Here is a 22,754-nt window from a genome sequence, read left to right on the forward strand (position 1 = left end):
CTGGTGCATGCCTTGCGGCATTTTAAAAATTTTGGAGCGGGAAACGAGACTCGAACTCGCGACCCCGACCTTGGCAAGGTCGTGCTCTACCAACTGAGCTATTCCCGCTTGGGTGGTGCTTGATGCATGCCTGATGGCATTTTCAAATTTTGGAGCGGGAAACGAGACTCGAACTCGCGACCCCGACCTTGGCAAGGTCGTGCTCTACCAACTGAGCTATTCCCGCCCTGCGTGACAAAAAATTCTGTACCGTCACGGGAGGCGCATTATACGAGAATTCCTTCCTGCCGCAATAGTTTGGCGTCACTTTTTTGCGATTTTGTTCCGACTGACGATTTAATCAACAATGTGGCTAAAATGGAAGCAAAATCGCGGCGCGTGAAGGCGTAAGGCTGCAATCCACTGATTCAGGGCGAAAAAAAACAGGCCGGCGAACCGGCCCGCTTTTGTCTGCTGACGCTCAGAGCGTGTGCTCGGTGCGCGCGATGATGTCATCCTGCGCATCCGGCGACAGCGCAGTGAAGAACGCGCTGTAACCCGCCACCCGCACGACCAGATCGCGATACTGGTCAGGATGTTTTTTGGCCTCCAGCAGCGTCTCACGCGACACGATGTTGTACTGAATATGCCACCCCTTATGCACTTCAAAGAAGGTGCGCAGCAGCATCATCAGCTTCTGACGGTCGCTGTCGTTATCCAGCGTGGCGGGATTAAGCTTCTGATTCAGCAACACGCCGCCCAGAATCGACCCGGTTGGCAGCTTGCCCACCGAGCTGATAACCGCCGTCGGCCCCAGATGGTCGGTGCCGGATGCCGGGCTTGCCCCTTCAGCCAGCGGCGTGGTCGCTTTGCGGCCGTCCGGCGTTGCCATGGTCGCGGCGCCAAACGGCACGTTAGCGGAGATGGACGAGGTGCCCGCGTAGTAATTCCCACCGATGGGCCCCCGGCCATAGCGCGGGTTGTGGTACTGCTTAATCTCATCGATATAGGTCTGGTAGGCGCGGGTCAGCAGCGTATCCACCGTATCATCGTCGTTGCCGTATTTCGGGGCACCGTTAATCAGGCGCTGGCGCAGCTGTTCATGGGTCAGGCCCTCAAAGTTGTCCGCCAATGCCTGCGCCAGCTGTTGCTGACCGATAACGCCCTGGTCGAACACCAGCGTCTTCACGGCCGCCAGGCTGTTGCCGAGGTTGGCGATACCCACCTGTAACCCCGACACCCAGTCATACTTCGCCCCGCCCTGCTTGATGCTTTTCGCCCGCTCGATGCAGTCATCCACCAGCGCGGAGCAGAGGATATCCGGTACGTTCTCCTCCAGCATGGTATCGACCACATATTCAATTTCGATGGATTTACGGGTGTAGTAGCGGATCTGGTTATCCCATGCCGCCATGACCTCCTCAAAGCGCTGGAAATTGCCTTTTGACAGCGCCTGCGCCTGAGGCAGGAACACTTTCCCACTGGTGGCATCGCGCCCGCCCTCAAGGGCGGCCAGCATCACGCGCGCGAAGTTGATAAAGCTCATGCCGGTGCAGCGATAGCCCCACTTCCCGCCCACGGCGGTTTCGATGCAGCCAATGGCGGCGTAGTCGTAGGCATCCTGCGGCGCGATACCCAGTTTGATGAACTCCGGAATGACGATCTCATCGTTGTTAAACGCCGGCATCCCGAAGCCGCAGCGGATCACCTGCACGCAGGCGTCGAGGAAATCATCGCTGATGCCCGCGTGATAGCGCACGCTCAGGTTCGGCTGGGTAGAGCGCAGGCGGCCGCAGGACTCCAGAATGGCATACGAGAGCGGATTAACCGCGTCCATCGCCACGTCGTTCACCAGCGTCTGCCCGCCGATGGTCACGTTCTGATAAAGCGGGCTTCCCGCTGAGGCTTTGGAGTGCGAGCCGGAGCGGATCTTGTTCACCTCCAGCAGTTTGAGCCAGCAGCCGTGCAGTAGCTCAATGGCCTGCTCACGGCTGAGCGAGCCGTTCAACTCGACATCGCGGCGATACCAGGGATAGAGATACTGATCCATGCGGCCAAACGACACCGAATGCCCGTTCGACTCAATCTGCAAAATCAGCTGAATGAAATAGCACAGCTGCAGCGCCTGCCAGAACGTTTTCGGCGGCTCGTGGGCGATCGCTTCGCAGTTCTCCGCAATCTGCAGCAGCTCGTCGCGACGGCTTTCACGCGTCTCGTCGTTGGCCATCCGGCGCGCTTCCTGTGCGAAACGGCCAATATGATCGCTGACGGCCTGCAACACGATATCAATCGCTTTCAGGAACTGCTCCCCGTTCAGATCCTCAAGCACCGTCAGATTGATGCGCGCGCGGCGCTGCGCCACGGTGTCGCGCAGGCCATCAAGGCCTTTCTCCAGCAGCAGAGGGAAGTTCACCGCCAGATGGGCGTCCCCGGAGGTCATGTTGCCTTCCGCCTTGATGATGCCGGTTTCCAGCAGCGCTTTTTGTTCATCGGTGAACATGCCGTAGCAGCGGTCCTGCACCGTCTGACCGCGCCACCACGGGCACACCGCATGCAGCACGCGTTTATTCTCTTCGCTTACCGCGAACCCGGCACCGGGCCGATCCGCCAGATCGTCAATCTCCTTTTCGATCCACGACACGGTATATTCCGGGAAAATCGGCGCGGCGCGCACTTCGCTCGCCTGGTTGCCGACGATCAGCTCATCATGTTTGATCCAGATGGTGCGCTCGGCAAGGTGGTGTGACAGCGCCAGCGCGCGTCGCACCGGCAGGGGCTTATCCATATTATGCTGATAAGCCTCGGTATAGTGCTGCGCGCGTTCCGTGCAGACCGGGGGCTTAACGATATTCACCAGGGCATTTTTATGTGCCTTGATGCGATTGCTCAGAACGTCAAGTTTCAGCGTGGTCATAGAATTATCCTCTCAGGGTAGCCGTCAGACCTTTGCGGTGCGCGTAGTCCACAGCGAAATCAAGCAGCATCGGGTCGTCCAGCGGTTTCTCCGGTGCCAGGTAGGGTTGGTTAAGCAGCTGGTATTTGTTCATTCCCAGCGTGTGATACGGCAGAAAATGGATATCGCTGACGCCCAGTTCATCCGCAGCAAAATCGGTGATGGCGCGTAGTGAGGCGGGGTCAGCGTTAAAGCCGGGGATCAGCGGCACGCGAACGGTCAGCGCCTTACCGGCCCGGGCGAGACGCGTAAGGTTGTCGAGCACCCGTTTGGCCGACCCGTCGGTCCAGGTTTTAAACGCGACGCTGTCGACGTGTTTGAGGTCGGCGAGAAACAGATCGGTATCGGAAAGCGCCGGTTCGATATAGCGCCACGGGACATGCAGGCAGGTCTCTACCGCGGTGTGAATACCCTGCTGATGGCTGGCCTGCAGCAGCGTGTGCGCCAGCGCCGGGCTCATAAAGGGTTCGCCGCCGGAGAGGGTTATTCCCCCGCCGCTGCGGTCGTAGAAGGGTTTGTCGCGCATTACCACGGCCATGATCTCGCTGGCGGTGCGATCGTCGCCGCACACCGTCAGCGCCTGGGTCGGGCAGCAGTCGCGAAGCGCGTCGGCCGTCTCAGGCGTAAGGCGTTCGCGGTGGATAACCAGACCTGACGACAGGCGCTCGATATGCTGCGGCGCGGCCTCCTGGCAGAGCGTGCAACCCGCAAGGCACAGGCGGGCGTCAAACATCAGCTCCGGCACAGCTGAACGGCTTTCGGGATTCTGACACCAGCGGCAGCCCAGCGAGCAGCCTTTCAGGAACACAACGGTGCGAATGCCCGGGCCATCGTGCGTGGAATAACGCTGGATATTAAAGATCATCAAAGCACCCTCTTATTTTCGAATGAAAAGTAGATAACTTTCATTCGAAATAAACGTTGATAACGATCAACGTCGCTTATCGGGGCGTCTCTATACTGCTCAAAAATTGTTAAATCTCACATTTTGAGGAGAGATCGATGGAGCTCTATCTTGATACCGCCGACGTAGCCGCCGTTGTCCGCCTGGCGCGCATCTTCCCGCTAGCCGGTGTGACCACCAATCCCAGCATCATCGCCAGCGCCAGGCAGCGGCCTGAAGACGTATTGCCCGCGCTGCGTGACGCGCTGGGCGGCGAAGGGCGTCTGTTTGCTCAGGTGATAGCAAACCAGGCGCAAGAGATGGTGGCCGAGGCGCACAAACTGCGCGGCATCATTAGCGATCTGGTGATCAAGGTGCCGGTCACGGCGGAAGGTCTGGCGGCGTTGAAGCTGTTAAAAAGAGAGGGAATCCCAACGCTTGGCACCGCGGTATACGGCGCGGCACAGGGGTTGTTTGCAGCGCTTGCCGGTGCAGAGTACGTTGCCCCTTACGTTAACCGGGTCGATGCCCAGGGCGGAGACGGCATCCAGACCGTGACGGAGCTGCAGCAGCTTCTGACGCTGCATGCCCCGGGCGCGAAAGTGCTGGCAGCAAGTTTCAAAACGCCGCGTCAGGCGCTAGCCTGCCTGCTGGCCGGGTGCGAAGCCATCACCCTGCCGGTAGAGGTCGCCGAACAGTTTATTTCCACGCCGGCGGTCAGCGCGGCAATAGGCAAGTTTGAACAGGACTGGCAGCACGCCTTCGGTACGCGGACGCTGTGAGTCAGCCATACACAAAGGCCCTCGTAGCGAGGGCCTTTGTCATTCAGAGCCGAATGAAATGCTCGCGGTAGTACGCCAGCTCAGCCACCGACTCACGGATATCGTCCAGCGCCTGATGCGTCCCCTGCTTTTTAAAACCGTCCAGCACTTCCGGCTTCCAGCGACGGGCCAGCTCCTTAAGCGTGCTGACATCCAGGTAGCGATAATGGAAGTACGCTTCCAGTTCCGGCATATATTTGAACAGGAAACGGCGATCCTGAGCGATACTGTTTCCGCAGATTGGCGACGTTCCTTCCGGCACCCACTCGCGTAAAAACGCCAGCGTTGCCAGCTCCGCCGCACGGTCATCCAGCTGGCTTGCCTTCACGCGCTCCACCAGCCCGCTCGCCGTGTGTGTACGCACGTTCCAGTCATCCATCAGCGCCAGCTGGGCGTCTGACTGATGCACCGCCATCACCGGGCCTTCTGCCAGGATATTAAGATCTTTATCGGTGACAAGGGTGGCGATTTCGATGATGCGGTCGCGCTCAGGATCGAGTCCGGTCATTTCAAGATCGATCCAAATGAGGTTGTTTTCATTGGCACTCATGCTATTTTCCATCCGTTATCGCGTCACGCTCGGGTGACAGGCAGTTAATTCATTTACAATAGCTGGTATCATAGAGGTTTTGCCCATCAGGGGCGACCAGGAGCCATTAAGATTGAGCAAAAATAAACTCTCCAAAGGTCAGCAGCGCCGCGTGTCAGCCAATCACCAGCGCCGTCTTAAACAGACTACGGAGAAAGCCGATCCCGACGACTCACAGTTTGGTGAGCCTCGCGACGGCCGCGTCATCAGTCGTTTTGGTCAGCATGCCGACGTCGAATCACCTGACGGCGGGGTGCACCGCTGCAACATCCGCCGCACTATCCGTTCGCTGGTCACCGGCGACCGCGTGGTCTGGCGTCCGGTAAAAGAGAACGTCCAGGGCAAAGGCATCGTTGATGCGGTACACGAGCGCACCTCGGTACTGACGCGTCCGGACTTCTACGATGGCGTGAAGCCTATCGCCGCGAATATCGATCAGATCATCATCGTCTCCGCCATCCTGCCTGAGCTGTCGCTGAACATTATCGACCGCTATCTGGTGGCCTGTGAAACGCTGGACGTTGAACCGTTACTGGTGCTCAACAAGACCGATCTGCTGGATGAACAGGGCCTCGCCTTCGTCAACGAGCAGATGGATATCTACCGCCACATTGGCTACCGCGTGCTGCTGGTCTCCAGCTACAAAGACGAAGGGCTGAAAGCGCTGGAAGAGGCGCTTATCGACCGCACCAGCATCTTCGCCGGGCAGTCAGGCGTAGGGAAATCGAGCCTGCTGAATAATCTGCTGGGCCTGAAAGACGATCGGATTCTGGTCAACGACGTCTCCGATAACTCCGGGCTGGGCCAGCACACCACCACCGCCTCGCGTCTGTATCACTTCCCCGGCGGCGGCGACGTCATCGATTCGCCAGGCGTGCGCGAGTTCGGTCTGTGGCACCTTGAGCCGGAACAGATCACCCAGGGCTTTGTCGAATTCCACGACTATCTGGGCCACTGCAAGTTCCGCGACTGCAAGCACGACAACGACCCAGGCTGCGCCATCCGTGAGGCCGTCGAGCGCGGCGAGATCGCCGAAACCCGCTTCGACAACTATCACCGCATTCTGGAAAGTATGGCTGAGGTAAAAACGCGTAAAGGCTTCTCCGCCACCGATGACTGAACCCCGGTCGATGCGTAGGATGACGAGCCGCGCTGCGGTTTTATGCTATTATCGCGCCCTTTTCTGTACGGCCTGGCGCCAACGCGCCGGGCAAGGACTGGCAAAACCATTAGCCTGGAGGCTACCTTGCTAAACGACATCAAACTTTCGCTTCAATACATTCTGCCGAAACTGTGGCTCACTCGCCTGGCGGGCTGGGGCGCAAGCAAACGTGCCGGCTGGCTGACGAAACTGGTTATCGATCTGTTTGTGAAATACTACAAGGTCGATATGAAAGAGGCACAGAAGCCGGATACCGCCAGCTATCGCACCTTCAACGACTTCTTCGTGCGCGCGCTGCGTGACGACGTGCGTCCGCTCAATACCGATCCAAACGTGCTGGTGATGCCGGCAGATGGCGTTATCAGCCAGCTTGGCCGTATTGAAGACGACAAGATCCTGCAGGCCAAAGGCCACAACTACACGCTTGAAGCGCTGCTGGCGGGTAACTACCTGATGGCGGATCTGTTCCGCAACGGCAGCTTCGCCACCACCTATCTGTCGCCGCGCGACTATCACCGCGTGCATATGCCGTGCAACGGTATTCTGCGCGAGATGATTTACGTACCGGGCGATCTCTTCTCGGTCAACCACCTGACCGCGCAGAACGTACCGAACCTGTTTGCCCGTAACGAGCGCGTTATCTGCCTGTTCGATACCGAGTTTGGCCCAATGGCGCAGATCCTGGTCGGGGCGACCATCGTCGGCAGCATCGAAACCGTCTGGGCGGGCACCATTACGCCGCCGCGTGAAGGCATCATCAAACGCTGGACCTGGCCTGCGGGCGAGAGCGACGGCGCCGTGGCGCTGCTCAAAAGTCAGGAGATGGGCCGCTTCAAGCTGGGCTCCACCGTTATCAACCTGTTCGCACCGGGTAGCGTGGAGCTGACGCCGCATCTGCAAAGCCTGTCGGTAACCAAAATCGGCGAGCCGCTGGCGGTCTCGACCGACGCGGTGATTGCTGACGTAACCCCTGCCGAAGTGACCCAGGAAGAGATCGACGCCGAGCGCGACGCCAATCCTCTGGTCGACAACAAAGACGACGTGTAACAGCAAAGAAGGGTTCTTCCGTGCGCCTGATTATCACTGTACTGATGGCCTGGTGCCTCAGCCTGGGGGCGCACGCAGCAAGCGCCCCCGATGCAAAACAGATCGCCCAGGAGCTGGAGCAGGCGAAAGCGGCCAAAAATCAGCCTGACCAGGCCGAGACCGTGGAAGCCCTCCAGTCTGCGCTGAACGCGCTGGAGGAGCAAAAAGCCTCGCTTGAGCGCGCCAGCCAGTATCAGCAGGTTATCGACAATTTCCCCCGGCTCTCCCAGACGCTGCGTATGCAGCTCAACAACCTGCGCGACGAGCCGAAAAAAGTCCCCTCCGGCATGACCACCGACCGGCTCAACCAGGAGATCCTCCAGGTCAGCAGCCAGCTGCTGGAAAAGAGCCGTCAGGCGCAGCAGGAGCAGGAACGTACCCGCGAGATCAACGACTCCCTGAGTCAGCTTCCCCAACAGCAAACGGACGCCCGCCGCCAGCTTAATGAGATTGAGCGTCGCGCCGGCAGCCAGCCTGCCACCAGCACCCCGCTCTCTCAGGCGCAGAATCTGGGCTTACAGGCCGAATCGGCACGCCTCAAAGCACTGGTGGACGAGCTTGAGCTGGCGCAGCTGTCGGCGAACAACCGTCAGGAGCTGTCGCGCCTACGCGGTGAGCTGGCGCAAAAGCAGAGCGAGCAGCTGGATGCCTGGCTGCAGGCGCTGCGCAATCAGGTGAACAATCAGCGCCAGCAGGAAGCCGAACGCGCGCTTGAGAGTACCGAGCTGCTGGCCGAAAACAGCGCCGACCTGCCGCCTGCGCTGATGGATCAGTTCAAGGTAAACCGCGAGCTGTCCCAGGCGCTCAACCAGCAGGCCCAGCGTATGGATCTGGTGGCCTCCCAGCAGCGCCAGGCCTCCAGCCAGACGTTGCAGGTACGTCAGGCGCTCAACACGCTGCGCGAGCAGTCGCAGTGGCTTGGCGTCTCCAATTTGCTGGGTGAAGCGCTGCGCGCCCAGGTTGCCCGCCTGCCGGAAATGCCCAAGCCGCAGCAGCTTGATACGGAAATGGCGCAGCTGCGGGTTCACCGCATGCGCTATGAGGATCTGCTGAGCAAGCAGCCGCAGCTGCGTCAGATCCGCCAGGCCGACGGCAGCGATCTGAGCGCCGAGCAAAACCGCATTCTGGAGGCCCAGCTGCGCACCCAGCGTGAGCTGCTGAACTCGCTGCTGCAGGGCGGCGATACCCTTATTCTTGAGCTGACCAAGCTGAAAGTGGCTAACAGCCAGCTGGAAGACGCCCTGAAAGAGGTGAATGAAGCCACGCACCGCTATCTGTTCTGGACCTCGGACGTCAGCCCGTTGACGCTCTCCTGGCCGGTGGATATCGTGCAGGATCTGCGGCGCCTGATCTCGCTGGATACCTTCAGTCAGCTCGGTAAAGCCAGCGTGATGATGCTGACCAGCAAAGAGACGCTGCTTCCGCTGTTCGGCGCGCTGGCGCTGGTGGGCTTTAGCATCTACTCGCGCCGCCACTTCACCGCCTTCCTGACGCGCTCCAGCGAGAAAGTCGGGAAAGTCACACAGGACCACTTCTGGCTCACCATTCGCACCGTGTTCTGGTCGATTCTGGTCGCCTCGCCGCTGCCGGTGCTCTGGGCGACGCTCGGGTATGGCTTACGGGAAGCCTGGCCCTGGCCGATTGCCGTTGCGGTGGGCGATGGCGTCACCGCCACCGTACCGCTGCTGTGGGTTGTGATGATTTGCGCCGCGTTCGCCCGACCAAACGGGCTATTCGTGGCGCACTTCGGCTGGCCGCGCAACCGGGTCGCGCGCGCGATGCGCTACTACCTGATGAGCATCGGGCTGATTGTGCCGCTGATCATGGCGCTCATCATGTTCGATAACCTCAACGACCGTGAATTCTCCAGCACCCTTGGGCGCCTGTGCTTTATTCTGATCTGCGGCGCGCTGGCGCTGGTGACGCTGAGCCTGAAACGGGCCGGCATCCCGCTCTATCTCGATAAAGAAGGCAACGGCGACAACATGGTCAACAGCATGCTGTGGAACCTGTTGATGAGCGCCCCGCTGCTGGCCATTCTCGCCTCGCTGGTGGGGTATCTGGCGACCGCGCAGGCCCTGCTGGCGCGTCTGGAAACCTCGGTAGCCATCTGGTTCCTGCTGCTGGTGGTCTACCACATCATCCGCCGCTGGATGCTGATTCAGCGCCGCCGCCTGGCGTTTGACCGCGCCAAGCATCGCCGCGCCGAAATTCTGGCCCAGCGTGCGCGGGGTGAAGAGGAGCCGCCGCATACGCTCAGCACCGAGGGCGCGCTGGAGGTGGAGGCCTCCGAACTGGATCTCGATACCATCAGCGCCCAGTCGCTGCGCCTGGTGCGCTCCATCCTGATGCTCATCGCCCTGCTGTCGGTGATTGTGCTGTGGTCAGAGATTCACTCTGCCTTTGGCTTCCTTGAGAACATCAAGCTGTGGGACGTCTCCTCAACCGTGCAGGGGGTGGAGAGCCTGGAGCCGATCACCCTCGGGGCGGTGTTTATCGCCATTCTGGTGCTGATTATCACCCTGCAGCTGGTGCGCAATCTTCCGGCACTGCTGGAGCTGGCGCTGTTGCAGCACCTGGAACTCACGCCGGGCACCGGGTACGCGATTACTACCATCACCAAATACCTGCTGATGCTGGTGGGCGGGCTGATGGGCTTCTCGCTGATTGGTATTGAGTGGTCGAAACTGCAGTGGCTGGTGGCGGCGCTCGGCGTCGGGCTGGGCTTCGGGTTACAGGAGATCTTTGCGAACTTTATCTCCGGCCTGATTATCCTGTTCGAAAAACCGATCCGCATCGGCGATACCGTGACCATCCGCGATCTCACCGGCAGCGTCACCAAAATCAACACCCGCGCCACCACCATCAGCGACTGGGACCGCAAAGAGATTATCGTGCCCAACAAGGCCTTTATCACCGAGCAGTTCATCAACTGGTCGCTGTCCGATTCGGTCACGCGTGTGGTGCTGACCGTGCCGGCGCCAACCAACGCCAGCAGCGAAGAGGTCACCCAGATCCTCTACACCGCCGCCGAGCGCTGTTCGCTGGTGATCGATAACCCGCCGCCGGAAGTATTCCTGGTGGATTTGCAGCAGGGTATTCAGCTGTTTGAGCTGCGTATCTATGCGGCAGAGATGGTGCACCGTATGCCGCTGCGTCATGAGATCCACCAGCTGATACTGGCCGGCTTCCGCGAGCACGGTATCGACCTGCCGTTCCCGCCGTTCCAGATGCGGCTGGAAACGCTGGATGCGAAGGCCGCCGGCAATACGCTGAGCAGCGCCGGACGCGGAAAACGCGCGCCGGGAACCCTGTAACCCCCATAAAAAAAGGAGCCTCACGGCTCCTTTTTCTTTTCTGCTGTTAGCGTCACGCTACGCCCGGTCAACCGGGAAAGCAATAACGTCGGCGAGGCTGTCTGCACCCAGAGCCAGCATGATCAGGCGGTCAACGCCCAGCGCCACGCCGGAGCAGTCCGGCAGGCCCGCTTTTAATGCCTCAAGCAGGTTGTAATCCACCGGTTGCTGCACCAGGCCGCGCGCCGCGCGTTTGCGGTTGTCCTGCTCAAAGCGCTGCTGCTGCTCACGGGCATCGGTCAGCTCGTGGAAGCCGTTCGCCAGCTCAATGCCCTTGAAGTACACCTCGAAGCGCTCTGCCACGCGGTGATCTTCGGTGCTGATCTGTGCCAGCGCCGCCTGGCTTGCCGGGAAGTGATAGATAAACGCCGGGCGCTCTTTACCGATATGCGGCTCCACGCCGACGCTGAACAGCAGCTGCAACAGCGTATCGCGATCCTCTTCGGTGTCGGCGATATTGCTGAGATCGAGCTTCGCCGCCACTTCGCGCAGCTGCGCTTTGTCCGCTGACAGCGGGTCAATCTCCAGATGACGCAGGAACGCCTGCTGATAGGAGAAGAAGTCTGCCGCGCTGCACTCGAGCACCTGCTGTAACAGGTCGTCGACCTCGTTCATCAGGCGGTACATGTCGTAGTGCGGGCGGTACCACTCCAGCATGGTGAATTCCGGGTTGTGATGACGCCCCATCTCTTCATTGCGAAAGCTGCGGCACAGCTGGAAGACCGGGCCACAGCCCGCCGCCAGCAGGCGCTTCATGTGGTATTCGGGGCTGGTCATCAGGTAAAGGTTCATTCCTTCAGAGTGACCCGGCCCTACGAAACGGGTTTCAAACGGGAACAGATGAATGTCGGTTACCGTTGCCTGGCTCATGCAGGGGGTTTCCACCTCCAGAACGCCGCGATCGGTGAAGAAGCGGCGGATCTCGGTCATGACGGCGGCGCGTTTCAGTAAGTTAGGAATGGATGCGCTTGGCTGCCAGGTGGCCGTCTCGCTCATGGGGAATTCTCCAAAGTCAAACAAGGGCAGGAAGTCTACTCGGAAGGCGTCAGCGAGACAAATTTTGCACAATATTTTTTCCGCGCCCCCCTGTCAAAAGCCCCGTCCAGCGTGCCTTTTTCAGGGTTACGCCGATGATTTGCACCAAAGAAGAGCAAAAAAATCGAACGCGTCAAATTTCCCTCAAAATCCTATGGTTATACTTTGCTACCTATAAAGGAGCAGGAATCGCGTCGTGCGCATGCCCGGCTGGATGGTGCGGCGTCCATACACTTACCAGGAGGAATGTCGTGCATACTTTTCACGCCGATATTGCAGTGATTGGGGCAGGCGGTGCCGGATTACGCGCCGCCATCGCCGCGGCGCAGGCTAACCCTGACGCTAAAATCGCTTTGATTTCAAAAGTCTATCCAATGCGCAGCCACACCGTTGCCGCTGAAGGCGGCTCTGCCGCGGTGACGCAGGATCACGACAGCTTCGACTACCATTTCCATGATACGGTCTCCGGCGGCGACTGGCTGTGCGAGCAGGATGTTGTGGACTATTTCGTTCACCACTGCCCCACCGAAATGACGCAGCTTGAGCTGTGGGGCTGCCCGTGGAGCCGCCGTGAGGATGGCTCCGTCAACGTCCGCCGCTTTGGCGGCATGAAAATCGAACGCACCTGGTTTGCCGCAGACAAAACCGGCTTCCATATGCTGCACACGCTGTTCCAGACCTCTCTGCAGTTCCCACAGATCCAGCGCTTCGACGAGCATTTCGTGCTCGATATTCTGGTGGATGACGGCCACGCCCGCGGGCTGGTGGCGATCAACATGATGGAAGGCACGCTGGTGCAGATCCGCGCCAATGCGGTGGTGATGGCGACCGGCGGAGCGGGCCGCGTCTACCGCTATAACACCAACGGCGGAATCGTCACCGGCGACGGCATGGGCATGGCGCTGCGCCACGGCGTTCCGCTGCGTGACATGGAGTTTGTGCAGTATCACCCCACCGGTCTGCCCGGCTCCGGCATCCTGATGACCGAAGGCTGCCGCGGCGAGGGCGGGATTCTGGTCAATAAAGACGGCTACCGCTACCTCCAGGACTACGGCATGGGGCCGGAAACGCCGCTCGGCGAGCCGAAAAACAAATACATGGAGCTGGGGCCGCGCGACAAGGTTTCCCAGGCGTTCTGGCACGAGTGGCGTAAAGGCCGCACCGTCGCCACGCCGCGCGGCGATGTGGTCTATCTCGACCTGCGCCATCTCGGCGAGAAAAAGCTGCTTGAGCGGTTGCCGTTTATCTGCGAGCTGGCGAAGGCCTACGTCGGGGTCGATCCGGTAAAAGAGCCGATTCCGGTGCGCCCCACTGCGCACTACACCATGGGCGGGATTGAAACAGACGCCCGGTGTGAAACCCGTCTCCAGGGGCTGTTCGCGGTGGGCGAGTGCTCCTCCGTCGGGCTGCACGGCGCCAACCGTCTCGGCTCCAACTCCCTCGCGGAGCTGGTAGTGTTTGGCCGGCTGGCCGGGGAGCAAGCCATGGCGCGCGCGGCAACCGCCACGCCTGCCAACGATGCGGCGCTCAATGCTCAGGCCGCCGACGTCGAGCAGCGACTGCACGCTCTGGCAAACCAGCAGGGCACCGAGAGCTGGTCGAAAATCCGGGATGAAATGGGGATGTCGATGGAGGAAGGTTGCGGCATCTACCGCACGCCGGAGCTGATGCAGAGCACCATCGATAAGCTTGCCGAATTGCAGGAGCGCATTACGCGCGTACGCATTACGGATACGTCCAGCGTGTTTAATACCGAACTGCTTTACACCATTGAGCTGGCGCACGGCCTGAACGTTGCCGAGTGCATGGCGCATTCGGCCATGGCGCGTAAAGAGTCGCGCGGCGCCCATCAGCGGCTGGACGACGGCTGCACCGAGCGTGACGATGTGAATTTCCTCAAGCACACCCTCGCTTTCCGTGAGGCCGATGGCACCACGCGCCTGGAATACAGCGATGTGAAGATTACCACTCTGCCTCCGGCAAAACGCGTTTACGGTGCAGAATCCGAAGCAGCAGAGCAGAAGGAGACGACGAATGGCTGAGATGAAAAGCATGAAAATCGAAGTGGTGCGCTATAACCCGGAAAAGGACGACGCCCCGCACAGCGCATTCTACGACGTTCCCTGGGATGAGCAGACCTCGCTGCTGGATGCGCTGGGGTACATCAAAGATAACCTTGCCCCAGACCTGAGCTACCGCTGGTCGTGCCGCATGGCAATCTGCGGCTCTTGCGGCATGATGGTCAACGGCGTGCCGAAGCTGGCCTGCAAAACCTTCCTTCGCGAGTACACCCAGGGCATTAAAGTGGAGGCGCTGGCGAACTTCCCCATTGAGCGCGATCTGGTGGTCGACATGACGCACTTTATCGAAAGCCTGGAGGCGATTAAGCCGTACATCATCGGCAACAACCGCACGCCGGATCAGGGGCCGAACCGGCAAACCCCGGCGCAGATGGCGAAATACCATCAGTTCTCCGGCTGTATCAACTGCGGCCTGTGCTACGCCGCCTGCCCGCAGTTTGGTCTGAACCCGGAGTTCATCGGCCCGGCGGCCATCACCCTGGCGCACCGCTATAACCTCGACAGCCGCGACGGCGGTAAGAAAGCACGCATGCCGCAGCTTAACGGGCAGAACGGGGTGTGGACCTGCACCTTCGTTGGCTACTGCTCCCAGGTGTGCCCGAAACATGTCGATCCGGCCGCCGCCATTCAGCAAGGAAAAGTGGAAAGCTCGAAGGATTTTCTTATCGCGACCCTGAAACCTGACGCAAGGAGCGCATAACGATGACCACGAAACGTAAACCCTATATTCAGCCCATGACGCCCACCTGGTGGAAGCGCCTGCCCTTCTACCGGTTTTATATGCTGCGCGAAGGCACGGCGGTGCCAGCGGTTTGGTTCAGCATCGTGCTGCTCTATGGGCTGTTCGCGCTGAAGCACGGCCCGGAGAGCTGGAGCGGATTTATCAGCTTTTTGCAGAATCCCGTCGTGCTGCTGATTAACCTGCTGAGCCTGGCCGCAGCGCTACTGCATACCAAAACCTGGTTCGAGCTGGCCCCTAAAGCCGCCATTGTGGTTATCAAAGGCGAAAAAATGGGACCGGAGCCGGTAATCAAAGGCTTATGGGCCGTCACGCTGGTGGTGACGATTGTTATTCTCGGCGTTGCGCTGTTCTGGTGAGGAAACCACGATGATTAATCCCATTCCAAAACGTTCTGACGAGCCGCTGTTCTGGGGCCTGTTTGGCGCAGGCGGCATGTGGAGCGCGATTGTCGCGCCGGTGATGATCCTGCTGGTCGGCATCCTGCTGCCGCTGGGCCTCGGGCCGGACGGGGCGTTCAGCTATGAACGCATCCTGGCGTTCGCCCAAAGCATCCCTGGCCGCCTGTTTATCTTTTTGATGATTGCGCTGCCGCTGTGGTGCGGGCTGCACCGGATACACCATGCCATGCATGACCTGAAAATCCACGTTCCGGCCGGGAAATGGGTGTTCTATGGCCTGGCGGCAATCCTGAGCATCGTTACGCTTGTCGGTGTGCTGACGGTATAACCTCTCCAGGGCCTGCCGCACCGGCAGGCCCCTTCGCTTATTTCACGCAAAATCCTCTGCTTCTTCTACACTTAGCATAAAAATCCCGGAGGAAAGTCGTGATGAGAATCCTGCCTGTTGTTGCTGCCGTGACCGCTGCGTTACTGGTGGTATCCTGTAGTTCCCCTACCCCGCCGCGCGGCGTAACGGTGGTGGAAAACTTCAACACAACCCGCTATCTGGGAACCTGGTATGAAATTGCCCGTCTGGATCATCGCTTTGAGCGGGGTCTGGAGCGCGTGACGGCGACTTACAGCCTGCGCGACGATGGCGGCCTGAAGGTGATTAACCGCGGCTACAATCCGGATCGCGGCATGTGGCAGCAGAGTGAAGGGAAAGCCTACTTTACCGGGGATAAATCCCGTGCGTCGCTGAAGGTGTCGTTCTTCGGGCCGTTCTATGGCGGCTATAACGTGATTGCGCTGGATGAGGATTACCAGAACGCGCTGATCTGCGGTCCGAATCGCGATTATCTGTGGATCCTCTCCCGCAACCCGACGATAACGCCGGAAGTGAAACAGAAGATGCTTGATATCGCGACCCGGAACGGTTTTGAGGTGAATAAACTTATCTGGGTGAAGCAGACCCCGCGTTAATGGGTGCTTATTTTCAGCCCGATAATACCCGCCACGATGAGCAGCAGACTGACGATGCGCGCCGCGCTGGCGGACTCACCCAGCAGTACAATCCCGGTAATGGCAGCGCCTACCGCGCCTATGCCCGTCCAGACGGCATAGGCGGTGCCGGTGGGCAGCGTCTTCATTGACCACGACAGCAGCACAATACTGACAACCATCGCCGTTATCGTCATGATACTCGGCGCAAGGCGGGTAAAACCGTGGGTATATTTCAGGCCGACCGCCCATACCACTTCAAGCAGACCAGCAATAACAAGCACTAACCAGGCCATAACAGGCTCCCTTTTTGAGATGGGGCCGTCCCCGGAGTGATGACGCGCATACGGGTCGTCCCGCATGGCCTTAAGATAAGCGAGGGCTATGATCGGCACTTAACTGGCCACGTTCAACCCTTTTTTCTTATCTTTACCGGTCAATAAACTCTAAAAGCCGGAAATAGCGGCAGTTGTCTGTTTAGATCAAGGCTTCAACTGGTCAGATATCTTTCTATCATGATGCGTTTCCTTCGTCCGGGAAACGGGGTATGTATCTTTCCTGAACGCGAAGCAGACCATGTATAAAATATTAGTGATTGACCGTTGTCACTTCAGCCGCAACGGCTTGAAAGAGTGGCTCAATCATCCCGACTACTTTACCGCATCCTTTTCCGTCACCGGTATCGACAACCTGCTCCACGCCCGTGAGCATATTCTGCAGTGGCAGCCCAATATGGTGATTGCTGATTTCTACAGCTTTATGGGCGAACTGCACCACATTCAGCAGCTGTCGTCGATTTTCGCCGCCTGCGGGAATACCACGCGTCTGATTCTGCTGCAGAGCGGGCACGCGGCGGTGCTTGATGACTACTGTGCGATGCAAAACAGCTGGCGCTCGGTCGAGAAATCGCTGTCGCTGCAGGGGCTGCGCACGCTGATTCAGGAGGCGCTGGTGTCTCGTCCGCCGTTTGGCGAGCCAAAGCCGGTCACGCCGCTGCTCACGCTGCGTGAAGAGCGCGTGCTGTCGTTGTGGAGCGAAGGGACAAGTAACGAAGTTATTGCGGCCGCGATGCGCATTACCGTCAAAACGGTGTACACCTACAAACGCAACATTCGCATGAAGCTGGGCGCGGACAATCGTTTTTCACTGTTTCTGGCGTTGCCGGAGACGATGGCAGCAGGTTGAGCGGGGAATAGCGGTACGGCCAGACAGCCGTACCGATCGGAACAGGCTTACTGGGACGCTTTGGTTGCTGCGCCGGAAATCGCGCTGCCGCCATCCTGAATATCTTCACCCACGCCGCGGGTGGTATTACAGGCAGTCAGTAAAGATGACAGCACCAGTACAGAAAAGAACGTCGCAATTGCTTTCTTCAACATAATATCTTCCTTTTATTGCCAAAGTTATTTTGTGTATAGCCACTTAAGCATAGACAAAAACGCAACAGCTGCGCCAAAAGGTGAAAATTTTAAGAGAAGTGGAAACTACTGCACGGCGCGCTGAATAGCACCGCCCAGATGCTGCACGTCCTGGCCAAAGCCACGCGCGGTATTGCAGCCGCTAAGCAGGGTGAGGCTAAGGAGTGAAATCAGCAGAAATGCGAACAAGCGGGACATGGTTTTGCGGTTCCGGAAGTAACGGCGCGGCTGGGTGCCACGCCGTCGATATCTCAGTACGCGATTACTTCACGCGGGAGACGTATTCGCCAGAGCGGGTGTCAACTTTGATGACTTCGCCAATCTGTACGAACAGTGGCACTTTAACCACGGCGCCGGTGCTCAGGGTAGCAGGCTTGCCGCCGGTACCTGCGGTATCGCCTTTCAGACCCGGATCGGTGTCTACGATTTCCAGTTCAACGAAGTTCGGCGGGGTAACCTGAATCGGGCGACCGTTCCACAGAGTCACGATGCACTCGGCCTGGTCCAGCAGCCACTTGGCGTTTTCACCGATGGCCTTCTCGTCCGCAGCCAGCTGCTCGAAGGTTTCGTTATTCATGAAGTGGTAGAACTCACCGTCGTTGTAGAGGTAAGTCAGGTTCATATCCACTACGTCTGCGCCTTCGGCAGAGTCGGTGGATTTGAAGGTTTTCTCAACGCGACCGCCGGTCAGCAGACGACGCATTTTCACGCGTGCAAACGCCTGCCCTTTACCCGGTTTTACGAACTCGCTGGATTCGATTGCGTAAGGTTCGCCTTCGAACATGATTTTAAGACCGGAACGAAAATCGTTGCTAGAATAAGTCGCCATAAAGGCCCTCGAATAGTTAACTGGTAGCTTAGCCAAAAAAATGGCACACATTGTAACCCTAAATCCCCCTTCCAGAGAAGATTGGTTAGCGCAACTTGCCGATGTTATAACCGATCCTGATGAGCTCCTGCATCTTTTAAATATCGTTCCGGACGCCGGGCTGCTCGCAGGTCGTGATGCGCGTCGACTTTTTGCGCTGCGGGTGCCCCGGGCTTTCGTCGCGCGCATGGAAAAAGGCAATCCTGACGACCCGCTGCTGCGCCAGGTATTGACCGCCCGCGAAGAGTTTATCGCCGCGCCCGGCTTCACGACCGATCCGCTGGAAGAGCAAAACAGCGTGGTGCCTGGGCTGCTGCATAAGTACCGAAATCGCGCCCTGCTGCTGGTGAAGGGCGGGTGCGCGGTGAACTGCCGCTACTGCTTCCGTCGCCACTTCCCTTATGCCGATAACCAGGGGAACAAGCGCAACTGGAAAGCGGCGCTGGAATATATTGCCGCCCACCCTGAACTCGACGAGATCATTTTCTCCGGCGGCGACCCGCTGATGGCAAAAGATCACGAGCTGGACTGGCTCATCAGCGAGCTGGAAGCGATCCCGCACCTCAAGCGCCTGCGCATTCACAGCCGCCTGCCGATCGTGATCCCGGCGCGTATTACCGACGCGCTGGTAAGCCGTCTGGCGCGCTCACGCCTGCAGGTGCTGCTGGTTAACCATATCAATCACGCCAACGAAATCGACGACGCGTTCCGCGCAGCCATGCAGCTGCTGCGTAATGCTGGCGTAACGCTGCTGAACCAGAGCGTACTGCTGCGCGGCGTCAACGACAGTGCGCCGGCGCTGGCCGCGTTAAGCAATGCGCTGTTCGATGCCGGGGTGATGCCCTACTACCTGCACGTGCTGGATAAAGTGCAGGGCGCTGCGCATTTCATGGTGAGTGACGACGAAGCCAGGCGCATCGTGCGCGAGCTGCTGTCGCTGGTATCAGGTTATCTGGTGCCGAAGCTGGCGCGGGAGATTGGCGGGGAACCCAGCAAAACGCCGCTGGATTTACAGCTGCGTCAGCAGTAGCAGCCATAAAAAAGGTGGATACGCATCGCTTATCCACCTCTACCGTTTCAGTCATCACGCATGCGTGTGGGCTATTCCCCGTTTCCCTCCACGGCAGGCATTCCCGTCAGTTCGGGCACTTGTAGACCTGACCGGTCATTTCGCTGGCGGTCGGCACGAAGCTTGAAATGATGTTCTGTGACGGGCTGGTTACGCCGTAGAGCACGTTGCCGCCCATCGCCGCCGCCTGGTTACGCAGGGCATTCGCCGCACCGCGCATTGAGCCGCCTTCCTCACCGTGCTGGCCTGACAGCCAGTTGCTCTGCTTGCCGGTCGCCGTGCCAATCAGCTGACACTGTGAGCCAGGCTGCTCCTCCACGAAGCGAACGTTCTGTCCGCCGGTGGAAAGCTCGTTACCGCCTGAGCAACCAGCCAGCAGCAGCGCTGCCGTAATCATTCCCGCTGAGACTATTAAGCGCATGTTATTCCTCATTTTCGATAAGCTGGACAAACCCTGCCCGATTCAACCTTATACCTAAAACGTGACGAAAAGAAAAACCCCGGCCGTTTTCGACCGGGGGTTTTGTGTGCTGAAACGCGTTGTGGCGGTAAACCCGGGCATAACGCGCAGTGTTTTGCGGGTTAGCTGCCGGTGTAGCCGTGACGCGATGCGCAGGCTGACCGGCATAAAAAAACCGGCTGAATCATCAGCCGGTTTTTTTGGGTGCGGAGCGCGCAGACGCGATGCTGCGCGCAGGGCAATTACATCATGCCGCCCATACCGCCCATGCCGCCCATACCGCCAGCGCCGCCTAAGTCAGGGGCGTCTGCTTTCGGCAGGTCGGTAACCATGCACTCGGTGGTGATCATCAGGCCAGCCACAGAGGACGCGTACTGCAGTGCAGAACGGGTCACTTTGGTTGGGTCCAGGATACCCATGTCGATCATGTTGCCGTACTCTTCGGTCGCCGCGTTGTAACCGTAGTTGCCGTCGCCCGCTTTAACGGTGTTGGCAACCACTGACGGCTCTTCACCGCAGTTCAGTACGATCTGACGCAGCGGCGCTTCCATTGCACGCAGTGCAACTTTGATACCGACGTTCTGATCTTCGTTCGCGCCACGCAGGTCGCTCAGCTTGCTGGCTGCACGGATCAGCGCAACGCCACCACCGGCAACCACGCCTTCTTCCACCGCAGCACGGGTCGCGTGCAGGGCGTCTTCAACGCGTGCTTTTTTCTCTTTCATTTCAACTTCGGTCGCTGCACCCACTTTGATTACCGCAACGCCGCCTGCCAGTTTCGCTACGCGCTCCTGCAGTTTTTCACGGTCGTAATCAGAGGTGGCTTCTTCAATCTGCTGACGAATCTGGGTAACGCGACCCTGGATTGCAGACTCTTCACCGGTACCGTCGATGATGGTGGTGGTGTCTTTGTTGATAACAACGCGTTTAGCCTGACCCAGGTCTTCCAGCGTGGTTTTTTCCAGTTCCATACCGATCTCTTCGGAGATAACGGTACCACCGGTCAGGATAGCGATATCCTGCAGCATGGCTTTACGACGGTCGCCGAAGCCAGGTGCTTTCACCGCAGCCACTTTCACGATGCCGCGCATGGTGTTCACCACCAGGGTCGCCAGCGCTTCGCCTTCCACATCTTCAGCGATGATCAGCAGCGGCTTACCGGCTTTAGCAACGGCTTCCAGCACCGGCAGCATTTCGCGGATGTTGGAGATTTTTTTGTCAGCCAGCAGAATGAACGGGCTTTCCAGTTCGATAGAACCGGTTTCCGGCTTGTTGATGAAGTACGGAGACAGGTAGCCACGGTCGAACTGCATACCTTCTACCACGTCCAGCTCGTCCTGCAGACCGGTGCCTTCTTCAACGGTGATAACGCCTTCTTTGCCCACTTTCTCCATCGCTTCCGCGATCAGTTTACCCACGGTTTCGTCGGAGTTAGCAGAGATAGTACCTACCTGCGCAATGGCTTTGGAGTCAGAGCACGGTACGGACAGCGCTTTCAGTTCTTCAACCGCAGCGATAACGGCCTTATCGATACCGCGTTTCAGGTCCATCGGGTTCATGCCAGCCGCAACGGCTTTCAGACCTTCGGTGATGATAGCCTGCGCCAGTACGGTCGCAGTGGTGGTGCCATCGCCCGCCGCGTCGTTCGCTTTGGAGGCCACTTCTTTCACCATCTGCGCGCCCATGTTTTCGAACTTGTCTTCCAGCTCGATTTCACGCGCTACGGATACGCCATCTTTGGTGATGGTCGGTGCACCGAAAGATTTATCCAGAACCACGTTACGGCCTTTCGGGCCGAGGGTAACTTTCACTGCATCTGCCAGTACGTTTACGCCGCGCAGCATTTTCACACGGGCGTCGTTACCGAATTTTACGTCTTTAGCTGCCATTTCGTTTTTCCCTTAAATTCGTATGTTCAGTGAGTTCACGCGTGGATTACGCTTCGACAATCGCCAGGATGTCGCTTTCGGACATGATCAACACTTCTTCATTGTCGATCTTCTCGGATTTCACGCCGTAGCCATCGTTAAAGATCACGATGTCGCCAACTTTCACGTCCAGCGGCTGAACGCTACCATTCTCAAGGATGCGGCCTTTACCGACTGCGATAATTTCGCCACGGGTTGATTTACCTGCCGCGCTCCCGGTCAGCACGATGCCGCCTGCGGATTTGGACTCAACCTCTTTACGCTTGACGATGACACGATCATGTAACGGACGAATACTCATTGATAGCTCTCCTTTGAGAAAGTCAGTATCAGTTGTGGGGTAACGCCGGCCCAAACGGGTTATCGGCTGGTGACCTGAGAGATGGGGATAGAAAATTCCCCCTTCAAGGGGGAAGCGTTAAAATTTTTTTATCTGTCGTCGCGATCCTGGTCTTCCAGGCGCTTCGGGCCGTCATCCTTGCGCTGGTATTCGCCGTCGATGGTTTGGCCATTGCGGTCGCCAGCGGTGAAACCGCCGCCGGGCATACGGTTAAAGCGCAGGTACGGCATCAGGCGCAGGGTCAGCAGTTTTTGCACCGGCGGCAACAGCAGCAGCAGGCCGAGGAAGTCGGTAAAGAAACCGGGGATGATGAGCAGCAGGCCCGCGATAATCAGCGAGACGCTTTTGAGCATCTCCTCTGCCGGGCTTTCCCCTGCTTCCATCTTCTGCTGCATCAGCATCAGGTTTTTGAAGCCCTGGTTGCGCACCAGCGACATACCAATAATGGATGTGAATACGACCAGCAGCAGCGTCAGCAGCACGCCGAAGACGTGAGCGACCTGAATGAAGATGGAAATCTCAATATAAACGTAAAGAAATATGGCAACTAACGGTATCCAGCGCACTGGCGTCTCCTGTCTGTATGCCGATGCCACAAGGCCTCG

General features: G+C 58.6%; 23 protein-coding genes and 2 tRNA genes. 11 read left to right on the forward strand and 14 right to left on the reverse strand.

Annotation, left to right across the window (positions count from 1 at the left end; translation table 11 throughout):
* Nucleotides 1–32 precede the first annotated feature (32 nt).
* The 4 genes from DW58_RS17265 to DW58_RS17280 all read right to left on the reverse strand — a co-directional run bounded on the left by DW58_RS17265 (nt 33) and on the right by DW58_RS17280 (nt 3,797).
* Nucleotides 33–108 (reverse strand) — tRNA-Gly (locus DW58_RS17265).
* Between the two features lie 42 nt (nt 109–150).
* A tRNA-Gly gene (locus DW58_RS17270) sits at nt 151–226 on the reverse strand.
* Between the two features lie 234 nt (nt 227–460).
* On the reverse strand, nt 461–2,893 hold the full coding sequence (locus DW58_RS17275) for a formate C-acetyltransferase/glycerol dehydratase family glycyl radical enzyme (protein WP_024548295.1): 2,433 nt from the start codon (nt 2,891–2,893) through the stop codon (nt 461–463).
* A 4-nt stretch (nt 2,894–2,897) separates the two neighbouring features.
* Complete coding sequence (locus DW58_RS17280; protein WP_024548294.1) at nt 2,898–3,797, reverse strand: glycyl-radical enzyme activating protein; 900 nt, start codon at nt 3,795–3,797, stop codon at nt 2,898–2,900.
* A 137-nt stretch (nt 3,798–3,934) separates the two neighbouring features.
* On the opposite strand from DW58_RS17280, the gene fsa reads away from it, so the two are divergent.
* Entirely contained in the window at nt 3,935–4,597 is a 663-nt protein-coding gene (gene fsa / locus DW58_RS17285) for a fructose-6-phosphate aldolase (RefSeq protein ID WP_024548293.1), read from the forward strand.
* Between the two features lie 43 nt (nt 4,598–4,640).
* On the opposite strand, the gene orn is transcribed toward fsa, so the two are convergent.
* Nucleotides 4,641–5,186: an oligoribonuclease gene (gene orn, locus DW58_RS17290; RefSeq protein ID WP_024547704.1), complete on the reverse strand. Its 546-nt coding sequence runs from the start codon at nt 5,184–5,186 to the stop codon at nt 4,641–4,643.
* Between the two features lie 112 nt (nt 5,187–5,298).
* On the opposite strand from orn, the gene rsgA reads away from it, so the two are divergent.
* The 3 genes from rsgA (at nt 5,299) to mscM (ending at nt 10,790) form a co-directional block, all read left to right on the forward strand.
* Nucleotides 5,299–6,345 carry a small ribosomal subunit biogenesis GTPase RsgA gene (rsgA, locus tag DW58_RS17295; RefSeq protein WP_024547703.1) on the forward strand — a complete coding sequence of 349 codons (1,047 nt, stop codon included), beginning with the start codon at nt 5,299–5,301 and terminating at the stop codon, nt 6,343–6,345.
* 126 nt (nt 6,346–6,471) lie between these two features.
* Nucleotides 6,472–7,434: an archaetidylserine decarboxylase gene (gene asd / locus DW58_RS17300; RefSeq protein ID WP_024547702.1), complete on the forward strand. Its 963-nt coding sequence runs from the start codon at nt 6,472–6,474 to the stop codon at nt 7,432–7,434.
* Nucleotides 7,435–7,454: 20 nt separating this feature from the next.
* Nucleotides 7,455–10,790, forward strand: a complete 3,336-nt coding sequence (gene mscM, locus DW58_RS17305; protein ID WP_024547701.1) for a miniconductance mechanosensitive channel MscM — start codon at nt 7,455–7,457, stop codon at nt 10,788–10,790.
* A gap of 57 nt (nt 10,791–10,847) precedes the next feature.
* Here the strand turns inward: mscM and epmA are convergent, their stop codons facing one another.
* Nucleotides 10,848–11,825, reverse strand: coding sequence for an elongation factor P--(R)-beta-lysine ligase (gene epmA, locus DW58_RS17310; protein WP_024547700.1), 978 nt, complete (start codon nt 11,823–11,825; stop codon nt 10,848–10,850).
* 290 nt (nt 11,826–12,115) lie between these two features.
* On the opposite strand from epmA, the gene frdA reads away from it, so the two are divergent.
* The 5 genes from frdA to DW58_RS17335 all read left to right on the forward strand — a co-directional run bounded on the left by frdA (nt 12,116) and on the right by DW58_RS17335 (nt 16,048).
* A complete protein-coding gene (gene frdA / locus DW58_RS17315; RefSeq protein ID WP_024547699.1) occupies nt 12,116–13,906 on the forward strand; it encodes a fumarate reductase (quinol) flavoprotein subunit in 1,791 nt (596 codons plus the stop codon).
* Nucleotides 13,899–14,645, forward strand: coding sequence for a succinate dehydrogenase/fumarate reductase iron-sulfur subunit (locus DW58_RS17320; protein ID WP_024547698.1), 747 nt, complete (start codon nt 13,899–13,901; stop codon nt 14,643–14,645). The genes frdA and DW58_RS17320 overlap by 8 nt, the downstream gene beginning before the upstream one ends.
* 2 nt (nt 14,646–14,647) lie before the next feature.
* Nucleotides 14,648–15,043: a fumarate reductase subunit FrdC gene (gene frdC / locus DW58_RS17325; protein WP_024547697.1), complete on the forward strand. Its 396-nt coding sequence runs from the start codon at nt 14,648–14,650 to the stop codon at nt 15,041–15,043.
* Between the two features lie 10 nt (nt 15,044–15,053).
* Nucleotides 15,054–15,413, forward strand: a complete 360-nt coding sequence (gene frdD / locus DW58_RS17330; RefSeq protein ID WP_024547696.1) for a fumarate reductase subunit FrdD — start codon at nt 15,054–15,056, stop codon at nt 15,411–15,413.
* 101 nt (nt 15,414–15,514) lie between these two features.
* Complete coding sequence (locus DW58_RS17335) at nt 15,515–16,048, forward strand: lipocalin family protein (RefSeq protein ID WP_024547695.1); 534 nt, start codon at nt 15,515–15,517, stop codon at nt 16,046–16,048.
* Here DW58_RS17335 and sugE read toward each other — a convergent pair.
* Nucleotides 16,045–16,362, reverse strand: coding sequence for a quaternary ammonium compound efflux SMR transporter SugE (gene sugE, locus DW58_RS17340; RefSeq protein ID WP_024547694.1), 318 nt, complete (start codon nt 16,360–16,362; stop codon nt 16,045–16,047). The two genes, DW58_RS17335 and sugE, sit on opposite strands and share 4 nt — an antisense overlap.
* A gap of 280 nt (nt 16,363–16,642) precedes the next feature.
* On the opposite strand from sugE, the gene DW58_RS17345 reads away from it, so the two are divergent.
* Entirely contained in the window at nt 16,643–17,251 is a 609-nt protein-coding gene (locus tag DW58_RS17345; protein ID WP_024547693.1) for a helix-turn-helix transcriptional regulator, read from the forward strand.
* Nucleotides 17,252–17,298: 47 nt separating this feature from the next.
* Here DW58_RS17345 and ecnB read toward each other — a convergent pair whose 3' ends face one another.
* From ecnB to efp, 3 genes are all read right to left on the reverse strand, one after another.
* Nucleotides 17,299–17,445, reverse strand: coding sequence for a lipoprotein toxin entericidin B (gene ecnB / locus DW58_RS17350; protein WP_024547692.1), 147 nt, complete (start codon nt 17,443–17,445; stop codon nt 17,299–17,301).
* Between the two features lie 105 nt (nt 17,446–17,550).
* The gene (locus DW58_RS20410; protein ID WP_071789218.1) at nt 17,551–17,682 is read right to left on the reverse strand and encodes an entericidin A/B family lipoprotein; all 132 of its coding nucleotides are present in this window, start codon (nt 17,680–17,682) and stop codon (nt 17,551–17,553) included.
* A gap of 64 nt (nt 17,683–17,746) precedes the next feature.
* Nucleotides 17,747–18,313 (reverse strand): elongation factor P, encoded by a 567-nt coding sequence (gene efp, locus DW58_RS17355; RefSeq protein WP_024547691.1) that lies wholly within the window; start codon nt 18,311–18,313, stop codon nt 17,747–17,749.
* A gap of 40 nt (nt 18,314–18,353) precedes the next feature.
* On the opposite strand from efp, the gene epmB reads away from it, so the two are divergent.
* Nucleotides 18,354–19,382, forward strand: coding sequence for an EF-P beta-lysylation protein EpmB (gene epmB, locus DW58_RS17360; protein ID WP_024547690.1), 1,029 nt, complete (start codon nt 18,354–18,356; stop codon nt 19,380–19,382).
* Nucleotides 19,383–19,488: 106 nt separating this feature from the next.
* Here epmB and DW58_RS17365 read toward each other — a convergent pair whose 3' ends face one another.
* From DW58_RS17365 to DW58_RS17380, 4 genes are all read right to left on the reverse strand, one after another.
* A complete protein-coding gene (locus tag DW58_RS17365; protein ID WP_035885497.1) occupies nt 19,489–19,842 on the reverse strand; it encodes a DUF4156 domain-containing protein in 354 nt (117 codons plus the stop codon).
* 281 nt (nt 19,843–20,123) lie between these two features.
* On the reverse strand, nt 20,124–21,770 hold the full coding sequence (gene groL, locus DW58_RS17370; RefSeq protein WP_024547688.1) for a chaperonin GroEL: 1,647 nt from the start codon (nt 21,768–21,770) through the stop codon (nt 20,124–20,126).
* A 46-nt stretch (nt 21,771–21,816) separates the two neighbouring features.
* Nucleotides 21,817–22,110 (reverse strand): co-chaperone GroES, encoded by a 294-nt coding sequence (locus tag DW58_RS17375; RefSeq protein WP_008453772.1) that lies wholly within the window; start codon nt 22,108–22,110, stop codon nt 21,817–21,819.
* Nucleotides 22,111–22,238: 128 nt separating this feature from the next.
* A complete protein-coding gene (locus DW58_RS17380; RefSeq protein WP_024547687.1) occupies nt 22,239–22,715 on the reverse strand; it encodes an FxsA family protein in 477 nt (158 codons plus the stop codon).
* Nucleotides 22,716–22,754: the final 39 nt, after the last annotated feature.

This window comes from Siccibacter turicensis LMG 23730, from assembly GCF_000463155.2.
In the GTDB taxonomy this organism is placed as follows: domain Bacteria; phylum Pseudomonadota; class Gammaproteobacteria; order Enterobacterales; family Enterobacteriaceae; genus Siccibacter; species Siccibacter turicensis.

Excerpts from the sequence above, each read along its gene's own strand:
- DW58_RS17335 (WP_024547695.1), top strand. The coding sequence starts at position 15,515 with ATGAGAATCCTGCCTGTTGTTGCTGCCGTGACCGCTGCGTTACTGGTG.
- fsa (WP_024548293.1), top strand. The coding sequence starts at position 3,935 with ATGGAGCTCTATCTTGATACCGCCGACGTAGCCGCCGTTGTCCGCCTG.
- DW58_RS17320 (WP_024547698.1), top strand. The coding sequence starts at position 13,899 with ATGGCTGAGATGAAAAGCATGAAAATCGAAGTGGTGCGCTATAACCCG.
- sugE (WP_024547694.1), bottom strand. The coding sequence starts at position 16,362 with ATGGCCTGGTTAGTGCTTGTTATTGCTGGTCTGCTTGAAGTGGTATGG.
- epmA (WP_024547700.1), bottom strand. The coding sequence starts at position 11,825 with ATGAGCGAGACGGCCACCTGGCAGCCAAGCGCATCCATTCCTAACTTA.
- efp (WP_024547691.1), bottom strand. The coding sequence starts at position 18,313 with ATGGCGACTTATTCTAGCAACGATTTTCGTTCCGGTCTTAAAATCATG.
- ecnB (WP_024547692.1), bottom strand. The coding sequence starts at position 17,445 with ATGTTGAAGAAAGCAATTGCGACGTTCTTTTCTGTACTGGTGCTGTCA.
- frdD (WP_024547696.1), top strand. The coding sequence starts at position 15,054 with ATGATTAATCCCATTCCAAAACGTTCTGACGAGCCGCTGTTCTGGGGC.
- DW58_RS17280 (WP_024548294.1), bottom strand. The coding sequence starts at position 3,797 with ATGATCTTTAATATCCAGCGTTATTCCACGCACGATGGCCCGGGCATT.
- frdC (WP_024547697.1), top strand. The coding sequence starts at position 14,648 with ATGACCACGAAACGTAAACCCTATATTCAGCCCATGACGCCCACCTGG.
- DW58_RS17345 (WP_024547693.1), top strand. The coding sequence starts at position 16,643 with ATGTATAAAATATTAGTGATTGACCGTTGTCACTTCAGCCGCAACGGC.
- epmB (WP_024547690.1), top strand. The coding sequence starts at position 18,354 with ATGGCACACATTGTAACCCTAAATCCCCCTTCCAGAGAAGATTGGTTA.
- DW58_RS20410 (WP_071789218.1), bottom strand. The coding sequence starts at position 17,682 with ATGTCCCGCTTGTTCGCATTTCTGCTGATTTCACTCCTTAGCCTCACC.
- DW58_RS17275 (WP_024548295.1), bottom strand. The coding sequence starts at position 2,893 with ATGACCACGCTGAAACTTGACGTTCTGAGCAATCGCATCAAGGCACAT.
- orn (WP_024547704.1), bottom strand. The coding sequence starts at position 5,186 with ATGAGTGCCAATGAAAACAACCTCATTTGGATCGATCTTGAAATGACC.
- DW58_RS17365 (WP_035885497.1), bottom strand. The coding sequence starts at position 19,842 with ATGCGCTTAATAGTCTCAGCGGGAATGATTACGGCAGCGCTGCTGCTG.
- groL (WP_024547688.1), bottom strand. The coding sequence starts at position 21,770 with ATGGCAGCTAAAGACGTAAAATTCGGTAACGACGCCCGTGTGAAAATG.
- DW58_RS17375 (WP_008453772.1), bottom strand. The coding sequence starts at position 22,110 with ATGAGTATTCGTCCGTTACATGATCGTGTCATCGTCAAGCGTAAAGAG.